This window comes from Streptomyces lateritius (assembly GCF_014649715.1).
Taxonomy (GTDB): Bacteria; Actinomycetota; Actinomycetes; order Streptomycetales; family Streptomycetaceae; genus Streptomyces; species Streptomyces lateritius.
On the sequence record NZ_BMTO01000004.1, the window covers coordinates 262,518 to 275,904 of the forward strand.

12 protein-coding genes are annotated in these 13,387 nt (G+C 72.4%); 9 read left to right on the plus strand and 3 right to left on the minus strand.

All coding sequences use genetic code 11. The features are described from left to right. Window positions 1-632, minus strand: a 632-nt coding sequence (locus tag IE136_RS10125; protein ID WP_189600153.1) for a lysophospholipid acyltransferase family protein, incomplete at its 3' end; no start/stop codon positions are given. 211 nt (window positions 633-843) lie between these two features. Between IE136_RS10125 and IE136_RS10130 the strand changes: the two genes are divergently transcribed. From IE136_RS10130 to IE136_RS10140, 3 genes are all read left to right on the plus strand, one after another. Further along, window positions 844-2,034, plus strand: a complete 1,191-nt coding sequence (locus tag IE136_RS10130) for a glycerophosphodiester phosphodiesterase (RefSeq protein WP_189600154.1) — start codon at window positions 844-846, stop codon at window positions 2,032-2,034. 126 nt (window positions 2,035-2,160) lie between these two features. Then, window positions 2,161-2,685, plus strand: a complete 525-nt coding sequence (locus IE136_RS10135; RefSeq protein WP_189600155.1) for a sigma-70 RNA polymerase sigma factor region 4 domain-containing protein — start codon at window positions 2,161-2,163, stop codon at window positions 2,683-2,685. A gap of 37 nt (window positions 2,686-2,722) precedes the next feature. Continuing rightward, window positions 2,723-3,205 carry a GNAT family N-acetyltransferase gene (locus IE136_RS10140; protein ID WP_158985563.1) on the plus strand — a complete coding sequence of 161 codons (483 nt, stop codon included), beginning with the start codon at window positions 2,723-2,725 and terminating at the stop codon, window positions 3,203-3,205. A 58-nt stretch (window positions 3,206-3,263) separates the two neighbouring features. Here IE136_RS10140 and IE136_RS10145 read toward each other — a convergent pair whose 3' ends face one another. Both IE136_RS10145 and IE136_RS10150 read right to left on the minus strand, forming a co-directional pair. Next, entirely contained in the window at window positions 3,264-3,692 is a 429-nt protein-coding gene (locus tag IE136_RS10145; protein WP_189600156.1) for a hypothetical protein, read from the minus strand. A gap of 1 nt (window position 3,693) precedes the next feature. Continuing rightward, window positions 3,694-4,056: a hypothetical protein gene (locus IE136_RS10150; RefSeq protein WP_158985559.1), complete on the minus strand. Its 363-nt coding sequence runs from the start codon at window positions 4,054-4,056 to the stop codon at window positions 3,694-3,696. Window positions 4,057-4,645: 589 nt separating this feature from the next. Between IE136_RS10150 and IE136_RS10155 the strand changes: the two genes are divergently transcribed. The 6 genes from IE136_RS10155 to cobT all read left to right on the plus strand — a co-directional run bounded on the left by IE136_RS10155 (window position 4,646) and on the right by cobT (window position 13,220). Beyond that, the gene (locus tag IE136_RS10155; protein ID WP_158985557.1) at window positions 4,646-5,746 is read left to right on the plus strand and encodes a methionine ABC transporter ATP-binding protein; all 1,101 of its coding nucleotides are present in this window, start codon (window positions 4,646-4,648) and stop codon (window positions 5,744-5,746) included. Continuing rightward, on the plus strand, window positions 5,743-6,411 hold the full coding sequence (locus IE136_RS10160) for a methionine ABC transporter permease (RefSeq protein ID WP_158985555.1): 669 nt from the start codon (window positions 5,743-5,745) through the stop codon (window positions 6,409-6,411). Before IE136_RS10155 ends, IE136_RS10160 begins: the two co-directional genes overlap by 4 nt. 104 nt (window positions 6,412-6,515) lie before the next feature. Next, window positions 6,516-7,379, plus strand: coding sequence for a MetQ/NlpA family ABC transporter substrate-binding protein (locus IE136_RS10165; protein WP_158985553.1), 864 nt, complete (start codon window positions 6,516-6,518; stop codon window positions 7,377-7,379). A 165-nt stretch (window positions 7,380-7,544) separates the two neighbouring features. Further along, the gene (locus IE136_RS10170) at window positions 7,545-8,180 is read left to right on the plus strand and encodes a GNAT family N-acetyltransferase (RefSeq protein ID WP_189600157.1); all 636 of its coding nucleotides are present in this window, start codon (window positions 7,545-7,547) and stop codon (window positions 8,178-8,180) included. 74 nt (window positions 8,181-8,254) lie between these two features. Further along, complete coding sequence (gene cbiE / locus IE136_RS10175; protein ID WP_158985548.1) at window positions 8,255-9,457, plus strand: precorrin-6y C5,15-methyltransferase (decarboxylating) subunit CbiE; 1,203 nt, start codon at window positions 8,255-8,257, stop codon at window positions 9,455-9,457. A 304-nt stretch (window positions 9,458-9,761) separates the two neighbouring features. Continuing rightward, on the plus strand, window positions 9,762-13,220 hold the full coding sequence (cobT, locus tag IE136_RS10180) for a nicotinate-nucleotide--dimethylbenzimidazole phosphoribosyltransferase (RefSeq protein ID WP_189600158.1): 3,459 nt from the start codon (window positions 9,762-9,764) through the stop codon (window positions 13,218-13,220). Window positions 13,221-13,387 lie beyond the last annotated feature (167 nt).

Below are 13,387 nucleotides of genomic sequence, written 5' to 3' on the forward strand. Positions count from 1 at the left end.
TCCTGCCCGGAGAGCCGCATCACCTCGGACATGACCGAGTCCGTCACCGCCCGCAGCACATAGCGGTCCCGGTCCATCCCCTCGTACCGCGAGAACTCCATCGGCTCGCCGAAGCGCACCGTGACCCGCCCCGGCCGGGGCAGCCCCGCCCCGCCCGGCTGGATCTTGTCGGTGCCGATCATCGCGAAGGGCACGACCGGCGCGCCGGTCATCAGCGTGAGGCGCGCGATACCGGTACGCCCCCGGTACAGGCGGCCGTCGGGGGAGCGGGTGCCCTCCGGGTAGATGGAGAAGATCTTGCCCTCCTCCAACACGCGACGACCGGTCATCAGTGCCGCTACACCGCCGCGGCCGCCGTCGCGGTCCACCGGGATCATGCCGACACTGGTGAAGAACCAGGCCATCAGCCGGCCCTTGACGCCCTTGCCCGTCACGTACTCGTCCTTGCCGATGAAGAAGACCGGACGGTCCGTGCAGATCGGCATGATCATCGAGTCGATGAAGGTGAGGTGGTTGCCCGCGAGAATCACCGGACCCGTCCCCGGGATGTTCTCGGCGCCCTCCACACGTGGGCGGAACATCAGGCGCAGGATCGGTCCGAGCACTGCCTTGATGAGTGCGAGACGGGACAACGGTTCCTCCGGTGTCGGGGCGGGCGGTCTGTGCAGGTGGCGACGATACTCGCGGGTCACCGCGGCGCGCACATCGGGTTCACCGAGTGGATACGCAGTGTTGACGTGTGTTTCCGCCATGTTCGGCCAGGGTCTGCCGTAGGTACGGGGTCAGTGCCTACGGTCGGGCCAACGCTTGACAGGTGCGGGACATCACACAGAAGGAGCCTTCATGACACAGGGTGCACACGGGATCCCGGCACGGCGGACGGTTCTCGGAGCCGCGGGAGCGGCCGTGCTGGGCGCCTCCACGGTCCTGCCCACAGGCACAGGCGCCGCGCAGGCCGCCGAGGCCGCCGGCGCCACCGAGGCCGAGGGCAAGAGCAAGGGCAAGGGCCACGGTTTCCGCTCCCTGCCCGTCCCCACCGTCATCGCCCACCGCGGCGCCAGCGGCTACCGCCCCGAGCACACCCTCGGCTCGTACCAGCTCGCCCTCGACCTCGGCGCCCACGTGATCGAGCAGGACCTCGTCCCCACGAAGGACGGTCATCTCGTCTGCCGTCACGAGAACGACATCACCGGCACGACCGACGTCGCCGACCACCCCGAGTTCGCCTCCCGCAGGACGACCAAGTCGGTCGACGGCGCCTCCCTCACCGGCTGGTTCACCGAGGACTTCACCCTGGCCGAGCTGAAGACCCTGCGCGCCAAGGAGCGCATCCCGGGCACCCGGCAGGAGAACACCCTCTACGACGGCCGCTGGCAGATCCCCACCTTCGAGGAGGTGCTGCGCTGGGCCGAGCGGGAAGGCCGCCGACGCGGCCACCCGGTGTGGCTGCACGTCGAGACCAAGCACCCCACCTACTTCCGCTCCCTGGGCCTCGGCCTGGAGGAGCCGCTCGCCAGACTGCTGCGCCGGTACGGCCGTCACCGCGCCGACTCGCCGACGTTCCTCCAGTCCTTCGAACCGACCAGCATGCGGCGGATGGCACAGCTCGTCTCCACGCCGCGCGTGGTGCTGCTGTGGACGCCGGACGACCGCCCCTGGGACTTCCGCGAGGCCGGCGACCCCCGCACGGTCGCCGACCTGATCACGCCCGAGGGCCTGTCGTGGATCGCCTCGTTCGCGCAGGGCATCGGCCCGCTGCTGGACCTCGTCATCCCCAAGGACGCCGCCGGCAGGCTGGGCACGCCGACCACGCTCGTACGCGACGCGCACGCCAAGGGCCTGATCCTCCACCCGTACACCCACCGCAACGAGAACTCCTTCCTTCCCGCGGACTTCCGCCGCGGCACCGACCCGGCGGCCTACGGGGACTCCTTCGGCGCGCTGAGGAAGTACCTGGCGACCGGCATCGACGGCATCTTCTCCGACAACCCCGACACCGCCCTCCTGGCGGCGGCGGACTTCCGGACGAACTGACGGGCCGGCGGGCGGACGAGCTGACGGGCCGACGGCCCACGCACGCGACGGCGGCCCCGGCACCCGACCGGGTGGTTCGGGCCGCCGTCCGCAACCGCCCGCCGCCCCGGGCCCGTCGTGCCGGGCATGACGGACGCCGAACCCCACCTCCTCCGCACTCTCGCCCCCCTCCTCGCCGCCGAATCGCAGGCCGAGGCCGCTGCCGCCGGAGTCGAGCCGGAGGACCTCGAACAGGCCGTCTGGCTCAAACTCCTGGAACGGCTCCACGAGGACGACGCACCCGAACGCCCCGCCGACTGGCTCCGCCGGGCCGTCCGGGGCGAGGCCCGGCGCGCCCGCCGCACCGCACTGCGCGAACGCCCCTACGGCGGCGAGGCGGCGGCCGAACCGCACACCTCTCCCGAGCGCTCCGCGCTCGTCGCCGAACTCCGCCGCGTCCTGCGCGCCGCCGTCGGCCGCACCCCCGGCCACTGCCCCCGGCTGCTCACCGCGATGCTCGACCCGGCCGACCCCACCTACCGAGAAATCGCAGGGGAGTTGGGTATCTCACAGGGCAGTCTGGGGCCGATGCGTTCCCGCTGCCTGGGATGCCTGCGCAGAATGCTGGCTGCAGAGGTTCCCGCTCCCCGCCCGATGGGCAGGGTGCGGTAGACGACCGGTGGACCAGGTGAGCGGGAGGCATGCGCACATGGGCATGAGCGTGACCATCTCAGCGGCTGACGCGCAGGACGCGGAGCACATACTGAAACTGCAGTACCTCTGTTACCAGAGCGAGGCCGAGCTCTACGGCGACTGGTCCATCGAGCCCCTCATCCAGTCCCTGGACGCTCTGCGGGCCGAACTGGCCGAGGGGCACGCGCTCGTGGCGCGCCTCGGCGACGAGATCGTCGCCTCCGTCCGCGGCCGGGTCGACGAGGCCGGCACCGTCCACATCGCCAAGCTGATCGTCCACCCGCGGATGCGCCGCCACGGCCTCGGCGGCCGCCTGCTCGACGCCATCGAGAAGCACTTCGCAGGCGACCCGGCCCCCGCCGCCAAGCGGTTCCAGCTCTTCACCGGCCACCGCAGCGAGGCCAATCTGCGCCTCTACCGCCGCAAGGGCTACGCACAGGTCGCCACGCACGAGATCGGTCCGCGCCTCACGCTCGTCACCCTGGAGAAGGCGGCCTGATCCACGAGCTCCCTAGGCCGTGGCCGTGAAGTCCCGCCTGGCCTGCGGGCGGACGGCGCTACTTTCCGGACCCGACCTTGACGCTCGCGCGAGAGCGGCGCAGCCACCAGATCCCGGTCACCGGCAGCAGGACCGGGATGAAGATGTAGCCGTAGCCGTAGTCCGACCAGACCGTGGCGTCGGGGAACGCGGAGGGGTCGACCAGCGTCCACGTCCCGACGGTCAGGACGCCCACCAGCTCGGCGGCGCAGCACACCAGCGCCGCCCTGCGGGCCGTCTCCCCGCCCCGGACCAGCGTGTACGTGATGAACGCGTACACCACGGCCGCCACCGCCGACAGCGCGTACGCGAGCGGCGCCCGGTCGAACTCGGTGGCGATCTGGTAGATCGAGCGCGAGACCGCGCCCACCGACATCACGCCGTACAGCCAGACAAGGAGCATGCCGGGACCCTCGACCAGCCGCGTGGTGCCCTCGGTCGCGGTCATCTCAGCCCACCGTCCAGATGTCGTGGAGACGTACTTCGAGCACCGCGAGGACGATCGCGCCCGCCGCCACCGTCGCCGAGCCCCAACGGCTCCGCTCCGCCAGCGACATGAAACCGGCCGCCGGCACCGCGCACAGCGCACCCAGCAGATACGCGACGAAGATCGTCGTGCCCTCCTCGGCCTTCTCGCCCCGCGACAGCTGCACGATGCCGACGACGACCTGGACCAGCGCCAGGAGGGTCACCACGGCCATGCCGATGAAGTGCCAGTCCTTGGTCGGCTGGTCGCGGAAGAAGGCGAAGCCGCACCAGGCGGCGAGGGCGAGCGCGGCCACCGAAACCGCGACCGTCAGGGCGTCAAGCATGCGCCCGAGGGTATTACGGGCCGAATGGCCCGATGCGCTCACCCCCACCCTTCGCGGACCCTCGCGCTCCGGCGGCGGGGCAGCCCCGCCGCGCACGCGCCACGTGGCCTTGGCCACAGCCGGCGCCCGCTCCGCACTCCTCACCGACCCGACCGTGACCCACCTGCCCGGGGTGTCCACCCAGGTCACCGAAGGAGGGGCGGAGCACACGCGCCGATTCCGGCGCCCGCGCGGAGACCAGGAGAAGTGTCCGCATGCCGTCTCGACGGCGTCCGCTATTCGGACACGCCCGAAGGCGTCGGACACCCGCGTGCTTTACTTGCCCACATGACCACGACGAGCAGCCGCACCCTTGCGACCGAGGCGATCACGACGCCCGGTGCTCGTTGTATGTGTCGAATGTGCGCCTTCTGAGGGCCCCCGCCTGCGCCCCGCGGCCCGAGTCTCACGCCCCGAAGCGAGACCCCGACGGCCGAGCCGATCCGCCCGCCGACCGGCGCCGGACCGCGCTGCCCCGCGCACACGCCGTCTCCGGACACCCCTCCGAGCCGGCCGATCCGCGCCTGACTGTCCGAACGACGAATGCCCCGTGCCCGGCGGACCCCGCGCCGCGCACTCGACAGTGACGGAAACCCCTGTGATCACCACTTCGGGCCTGACCAAGGTCTACGAGTCGCGAGGCCGCCAGGTCACCGCTCTGGACGGCGTCGACCTCCACGTTCGCGAGGGCGAGGTGTACGGCGTCATCGGACAGAGCGGCGCCGGCAAGTCCTCGCTCATCCGCTGCGTCAACCTCCTGGAGCGCCCCACCTCCGGCACCGTGACCGTCGACGGCGTCGACCTCACCGCGCTGGCCGGCAACGGCCGACGCGCCGGCAAGGACCTGCGCCGGGCCCGCAGCTCCATCGGCATGGTCTTCCAGCACTTCAACCTGTTGTCCTCCCGCACGGTCAAGGACAACATCGAGCTGCCGCTCGAGATCCTCGGCGTCTCCGGCGCCGAACGTTCGCGCCGCGCCCTCGAACTCCTCGACCTCGTCGGCCTCGCCGACAAGGCCAAGGCCTACCCCGGGCAGCTCTCCGGCGGCCAGAAGCAGCGCGTCGGCATCGCCCGCGCCCTCGCCGGCGAGCCGAAGGTCCTCCTCTCCGACGAGGCCACCAGCGCCCTCGACCCGGAGACCACCCGATCCATCCTCCAGCTGCTGCGCGACCTCAACCGGCAGCTCGGCCTCACCGTCCTGCTCATCACGCACGAGATGGACGTCGTCAAGACGATCTGCGACTCCGCCGCGCTGATGCAGAAGGGCCGGATCGTCGAGTCCGGCACCGTCGGCGAACTGCTCGCCACCCCCGGCTCCCAGCTGGCGGCCGAGCTCTTCCCGGTCAGCGGCGCGCCCACCGGCCCCGACCGCACGGTCCTCGACGTGACCTTCCACGGCGAGGCCGCCACCCAGCCGGTGATCTCCCAGCTCTCCCGCACGTACAACATCGACATCTCCATCCTCGGGGCGGCGATGGACACGGTGGGCGGGAAGCAGATCGGCCGGATGCGGATCGAACTGCCCGGACGGTACGAGGAGAACGTCGTCCCGGTCGGCTTCCTGCGCGAGCAGGGCCTCCAGGTCGACGTCGTCGACGAGGAGACGGCGTCCGACGCGGCGCCCGTACTGGTCAAGGAAGGTGCCAAGTGACCTGGTCGGAGATGCAGCCCCTGCTTGAGCAGGGCACCGTCGACACCCTCTACATGGTCCTGTGGGCCACGCTCGTCACCATCCTCGGCGGACTGCCCCTCGGCATCCTCCTCGTCCTCACGGACAAGGGCGGACTGCTGCAGAACACCGTGGTGAACAAGGTCGTCGGCGTCGTCGTGAACATCGGCCGTTCGCTGCCGTTCATCATCCTGCTGATCGCTCTCATCCCCTTCACCACCTTCGTCGTCGGCACCTTCATCGGCCCGACCGCGATGATCGTGCCGCTCGCCATCGGCGCCATCCCCTTCTTCGCGCGCCTGGTCGAGACGGCGGTCCGCGAGGTCGACCACGGACTGGTCGAAGCCGTCCAGTCCATGGGCGGCTCGGTCCCCACGATCATCCGCAAGGTGCTGCTGCCCCAGGCCCTGCCCTCCCTGGTCTCCGGCGTCACCACCACCGTGATCGTGCTCATCGGCTACTCGGCGATGGCCGGCGCGGTCGGCGGCGAAGGGCTCGGCTCCAAGGCGATCACATACGGATACCAGCGCTTCGACACCCAGTTCATGCTGGTCACCGTCGTCGTCCTGATCGGGATCGTCACCGTCGTCCAGCTCATCGGCGATCTCGCCGTCCGGCTCCTCGCCCGCCGCGGCCGGACCGCGTGACCGACCCGCGCGACCCCAGCGCGTAACCAAAGACTTCGATTCTCGAAGAAGAGCCCGGACTCGTTGTCCAGGCGTCCACCGCATCACCGAAAGAGGCACTCTTCGTGCGTAAGAACATCAAGCTCACCGCCGGTATCGCCGCCGCCTCCGCGCTCGCCCTGGGCCTCACCGCCTGCGGCACCGCCTCCGACCCGTCCTCCGGCAAGGACGCGGCCGGCTCCGGCGACACCTCGAAGGCGCTCGTCGTCGCCGCGTCCCCGACGCCGCACGCCGACATCCTCAACTTCGTCAAGGACAACCTCGCCGCGAAGGAAGGCCTGAAGCTGGAGGTGAAGGAGTTCACGGACTACGTCCTGCCGAACACCGCCACCCAGTCCGGCCAGGTCGACGCCAACTTCTTCCAGCACAAGCCGTACCTCGACGACTTCAACCTGAAGAACAAGACCACCATCGTCCCGGTGGTCAACGTCCACCTGGAGCCCCTCGGCCTCTACTCCAAGAAGGTCAAGGACCTCAAGGACATCAAGGCCGGTCAGACCGTCGCCGTTCCCAACGACACCACCAACGGCGGCCGCGCGCTCCAGCTGCTCGCCGAGAACGGCCTGATCACGCTGAAGGCCGGCGTCGGCACCAACGCCAAGCTCTCCGACATCACCGACAAGAAGGGCCTGGAGTTCAAGGAGCTGGAGGCCGCCACCGTGCCCCGCGCCCTGAACGACGTGGACGCCGCCGTCATCAACGGCAACTACGCCATCGAGGCCAAGCTCGAGCCCGCCAAGGACGCCATCGCCCTGGAGAAGTCCGAGAACAACCCGTACGCCAACTTCCTCGCCGTCAAGGAGGGCAACGAGAAGGACGCCCGCGTGCTGAAGCTCGCCAAGCTCCTCAACTCGCCCGAGGTGAAGAAGTACATCGAGGACACCTACGACGGCTCGGTCACCCCGGCCTTCGGCGCCGTCGCCAAGTAAGGCCCGCAGTACAGTTCTTGTGACGAAGGCCCCCGCATCCCGTCCGGTGCGCGGGGCCTTCGCCGCACCCCTCGCACACCCGACCCGGCCATGCGCACCGGCGGCTGCATGCTGCATGCTGTGCGTTCACGGTCGACTCGGACAGTCCTCGGCATGGAGCTGCGCATGACTACCACCTTTCCGGACATCTCCATCAACACGGACCGGTTGGTGCTGCGCGCGCTCGAAGAGGCCGACGCCCCGGCCCTGACCGAGATGATGAACGACGAACTGGTCGCCGCCTGGACCGCGGTGCCCCAGCCGTTCAACGAAGAGGCCGCCCGCACCTGGATCACCGAGTACGCCCCCGCCGAACGCGCAGCCGGCCGGGGCATCGACCTCGCCGTCACCGAGTTCCTCACCCAGCGCCTGGTCGGCGTGATCCAGCTCGGCAAGACCAACTGGCGAGTCCGCTCCACCGAACTCTCGTACATCATCGCGCCCTGGGCCCGGGGCGAGGGCTACGCCTCCGAGGCCGCGCTCGCCACCGCCCAATGGCTCTTCGGCGACCAGGGGTTCGAGCGCGTGGAGCTGCGCACCGCTGCGGACAACGCCGCCGCCCAGCAGGTCGCCCAGAAGATCGGCTGCATCAGCGAAGGCGTCCTGCGCGGAGCCTGCATAGCCCGCACCCGCACCGAGGGCGGCGGCTGGGCCGACCTGCGCACCGACTTCATCGTGTGGGGCCTGCTGCCCGAGGACCTCGAAGGCGTCGCCGACCAGATGGCAGAGGCCGGGTACTCCTCGTTCACCGACTGGAGCTGAGCCCGCAGCCGGCACCCGGTACGCTCGACACCCGCCCGACCTGCACCAAGACCACCTGAGGGAGACAGACTACGATGGCCGACCGGGTCACGGTGATCGGCTGGGACGGCTCGCCCCTCACCGCTGCGGCCCGGTCCGCGCTCTCCGCCGCCACCCTCGTCGCCGGCGCCGCCCACCACCTCGCACTGCCCGAGGTACCTCCGGGTGCCGAGCGCATCCGCCTCGGCAGCGTCGACCTCGCCGCCCGCCGGATCGCCGGCCACCGCGGCTCCGCCGTCGTCCTCGCCGACGGCGACCCCGGCTTCTTCGGCGTCGTCCGCACCCTGCGCGCTCCCGAGCACGGCCTGGAGGTCGAGGTCGTCCCCGCGGTCTCGGCCGTCGCCGCCGCCTTCGCGCGGGCCGGCATGCCCTGGGACGACGCCCGGATCGTCGTCGCCCACCAGCGCACCTTGCGCCGCGCCGTCAATGTCTGCCGCGCCCACCCCAAGGTCGCCGTCCTCACCTCGCCCGGCGCCGGCCCCGCCGAACTCGCGCTCCTCCTCGACGGGGTCCACCGCACCTTCGTCATCTGCGAGGAACTCGGCACCGACCGCGAACAGGTCACCGTCCTCACCTCCGACAAGGCCGCCGACCACGCCTGGCGCGACCCCAACGTCGTCATCGTCATCGGCGGCTCCTCCGGCGGACAGACCGGCGGAGGCTGGCTGATGGGGCACGAGACCCCGAAGGTACGGGGCTGGGCCCTGCCGACCGAGGAGCCGGGCGGCGGGAGCGGCGAGGCGCCCGCGCTGCGCGCCGCCCAGCTGGCCCGGCTCGGCCCCCGCGTCGGCGACCTCGTCTGGGACATCGGCTGCGGCGGCGGCCCCTTCTCCGTCGAGGCCGCCCGCTTCGGTGCCGCCGTCATCGCCGTGGACGCCGACCCGGACGCCTGCGCCCGCACCGAGGCCGCGGCCCGCCGTCACGGCCTCCAGCTCCAAGCCGTAGCCGGCCGCGCCCCGCACGTACTGGAACGTCTTCCCGAACCCGACGTCGTACGGATCGGAGGCGGCGGAGTCCTCGTCGTCACCGCCTGCACCGACCGCAGGCCCGAACGGATCGTCACCCACGCCTCCACCCGCGACGAGGCCGAGGCCCTCGGCGCCGCCCTCGCCGACGGCGGCTACACCGTCGAATGCGCCCTCCTGCAGACCGTCGGCCTCGATCCCGACGACTGGACGGAACGCGAGCGTTCGGTCGTCTTCCTGCTCTCCGGCCACCGGACAGACCTCGCCCCGTGACCATGCCGCCCCACCGGGCCAGGTAGGCTGGCCGATTGTTGTACCGCACCGGGACGTTCGGCCTTTTGTTCGCCAATGTCCGGAAGTAGTGGTTGTTTTGAGCCGCTGATGTGGTACGGAGCAATGGGGGACGCGCGACGTGGCGCAGTCCACAGCGTCCCGTGGCGGATCTGCCTGCCACGATGGCCGAAGGCCGCGACAATGCTGGGGTGTCCGCGCGTCATTCGTGCCGCACGGCGCGCACGCTCGTTCTTGTTGACGGGCGAAGGTCTGAAGGAGCACTACCGATGGGCGAGGGGTACGCATGACGGACACCGGCCAGGTCCCGGGCGAGGGGCTGCCGGAGAACGCAGGCATGGTCGAGCAGCCGGGCATCCCCGCTCCGGGCGCGTACACCTTCCTGGACCCCTCCGAGAGCGCAGCCGAGGACGACGACCTGCTTCTCATGCCGGGCGCGCAGGGCGCGTGGAGCGAGCACCAGCCGGGCGCCGTGCCCGCGCCGCCGGTCGCCGTACCGCCGCCGGGCATGATGCCGGGCCAGCTGCCGCCCATGGCCGGTCCGCTGACCGACCCCCTTGCGGGACCGCTCGCCGACGCGCTCGCCGCCCAGGCACCCGTCGCGCAGATGCCACAGCCCGCGCAGGCTCTCCAGGCGCCGCAGGTCGCGCACGAAGCCGTTTCGACTCCCGCGCACGGTGTGCCGACGGTTCCCGGCCAGGGCCCCTCGACCCCCGCTCACGGCGTCCCCGCGGCGCCGCAGGAGCAGGTCGTCACCGACCACGGCTACGAGCCCGGAATCCTCGACACCGGCGCCCACGAGGCCGCGGGCCGCGACTCCGGCTCCGTCGACCTCAGCGCGGTCCGCGTACCACCGCCGGCCTCGACCTCCACCCCCACGCCGCCGCCGGCGCGGCGCCCGCTGCACATGGGCCCGCCCGTACCGGAGAGCACCGCGGGAGTGGTCCGGTCGCTCGCCGACCGCGGCCCCGCCGGCGCCCCGGTCACCGTGCCCGCCCCCGCTCCCGCTCCCGCGCAGGTCCCCGCGGCCGTCGCCGCCGCGCCGGCCCAGCCGGCCCCCGGCCCCGAGTACCTCGACGTCCCGCAGGAACAGCCCGTGGCATCGGTGGGCCCCCAGCCCGGCGACGTCGCGCCGCAGGGTGCCGTGCCGTGGGACCCGCAGCCCCCGGCGCCCGAGGCCCCGCAGACGCCGCAGGCCGTCCCCGCAGAAACGGTCGGCCAGTTCGTCCAGGTCGAGGGCACCGTCCCGACGACCCCGCACCTGGCACCGACGCCGGCGGTCGAGGCCGTCCAGGAGCCTGCCGAAGAGCCTGTCCAGGTCCAGGAACCGGTCGAGCCCGTGGCCGTCGAGCCCGTGGCGGAGCCGGTCCAGACCGTGGAGCCCGTGGCCGAGGAGCCGGTGACGGCGCCGCCCGCCGCCGTCGAGGCGCCCGCGGAGGAGGCGACGGTGGCGGAGCCCCACGCGGCCGTCCCCGCGCCGCGCGACGGGGCCCAGGCCGAGGCGATTCAGACCGCACCGGTCGAGCCCGAGCCCCCCGCCGAGTCCGACGTGCCGGCGGAGCCGGTCGTCGAGGTCGTCGAGCCCGTCGCCGAGGAAGCCCCGGTCGCCGAGCAGGCCCCTGCCCCGGCCCCGGAGCCGGAGGCGACCGCGGAGCCGGTGGCCGAGGCCCCTGCCGAGCCCGTCGCCGTCGAGGCCGTCCAGCAGGAGCAGCCGGAGGCCGTGGCCGAGCCGGCCGCCGAGCCCGTGGCCGAGCCGGCCGCCGTGGCCGAGGCCGAGTCGGCCGCCGTGGCCGAGGCTGCCGTCGTGACCGAGGCCGAGGCCGCCGTGCCCGAGCCCGAGGCCGCCGTCGAGACCCTCGCCGAGGAGCCGGTCTCCGAGGAGCCGCTCACCGAGGAGCCGGTGGCCGAGCAGCCGTCGGCCGAGGTGCCGGTCGCCGACGAACCGATCGTCGGGGAACCCGTCACCGACGAGCCCCTCGCCGAGCCGTCGGCGGCGGACACGGAGACCGTCGGCGCCCCCGCGCCCGGATACGCCGACGCCGAGCGTGAGGCCGTGCTCCGGGTGATGCGCGAGCGCCGCGACATCCGCAAGGGCTTCCGCTCCGACCCCATCCCGCACGAGGTGCTGCTCCGCGTCCTGGAGGCCGCCCACACGGCGCCCAGCGTCGGTCACTCGCAGCCCTGGGACTTCGTCGTCATCCGCTCCGCCGAGACCCGTCGGAGCATGCACGAACTCGCCCAGCGCCAGCGCGAGGCGTACGCCAAGTCGCTGCCGAAGGCCCGGGCGAAGCAGTTCAAGGAACTGAAGATCGAGGCCATCCTCGACACCCCGGTCAACATCGTCGTCACCGCCGACCCCACGCGGGGCGGCCGGCACACCCTGGGCCGCTACACCCAGCCGCAGATGGCGCCGTACTCCTCGGCGCTGGCCGTCGAGAACCTCTGGCTCGCCGCCCGCGCCGAGGGCCTCGGCGTCGGCTGGGTCAGCTTCTTCGACGAGCGCGAGATGGTCCGCGCCCTCGGCCTGCCCGAGCACCTCGAAGTCGTGGCGTACCTGTGCGTGGGTTACGTCGACGAGTTCCCGGAGGAGCCCGAGCTGATGCAGGCGGGCTGGTCCAAGCGCCGCCCGCTGTCCTGGGTCGTCCACGAGGAGACGTACGGCCGCCGCGCGCTGCCCGGCGAGGAGCCGCACGACCTGCTCCAGGAGACCGTCTCCAACATCCGCCCGCTCGACGCCAAGGCGCTCGGAGAGGCGTGGGAGCGGCAGAAGCGCATGACCAAGCCGGCCGGCGCGCTCGGCATGCTGGAGATCATCTCCGCCCAGCTCTCCGGCCTGTCCCGGATGTGCCCGCCGCCCATCCCCGAGCCCGCGGCCGTCGCGATCTTCGCGGGCGACCACGGCGTGCACGCCCAGGGCGTCACCGCGTGGCCGCAGGAGGTCACCGGCCAGATGGTGGCGAACTTCCTCGGCGGGGGAGCGGTCTGCAACGCCTTCGCGAACCAGGTCGGCGCCGAGGTCTGCGTCATCGACGTCGGCGTCGCCTCCGACCTGCCGGCCACACCGGGGCTGCTGCCCCGCAAGGTCCGGCCCGGTACGGGTGACTTCACCACGGGCCTCGCGATGACCCGCGAGGAGGTCCTCGCGGCCGTCGAGGTCGGCATCGAGACGGCCCGCGACCTTGTCGCCGCCGGCAACCGGGCACTCCTCACCGGCGAAATGGGCATCGCGAACACCACCGCGTCCGCCGCGCTGATCTCCGTCTACACCGGCGTCGACCCGGTGGAGGTCACCGGCCGGGGCACCGGCATCAACGACGAGATGCACGCGCGGAAGGTGGACGTGGTCCGCCGCGCCCTCGACCTCCACAAGCCCGACCCGGCGGACCCGATCGGCGTCCTCTCGGCCATCGGCGGCCTGGAGCACGCGGCGCTCGTCGGTCTGATCCTGGGCGCGGCCTCGCTGCGCACCCCGGTCGTCCTGGACGGCGTCTCCACGGGCGCGGCGGCCCTGGTGGCGCGGGCGATCGCGCCCGAGTCCCTGGCGGCCTGCATCGCGGGCCACCGCAGCGCGGAGCCCGGACACGTCGCGGCCCTCAACAAGCTGGGCCTGCGTCCGCTGGTCGACCTCGACCTCCGCCTCGGCGAGGGCACGGGTGCGCTGCTGGCCCTCCCGGTCGTCCAGAGCGCGGCCCGCGCGATGCACGAGGTCGCGACGTTCGACTCGGCGGGCGTCACCGAGAAGTAGTCTCTGGGCCCCGCCCCTGGTTCCCACTGGGGGCCGGGGGCGGGGACCCGCGGTGCGGGGGTGTCCGGACTGCGGCCCCACCGCGCTTCGCGCGCGCGTTCCGGCGCTTGACGTCCGGCCCCCCCACCTCCGACCGCGCCCCCCGTCCGCCCGGGCCGGACGGGGGG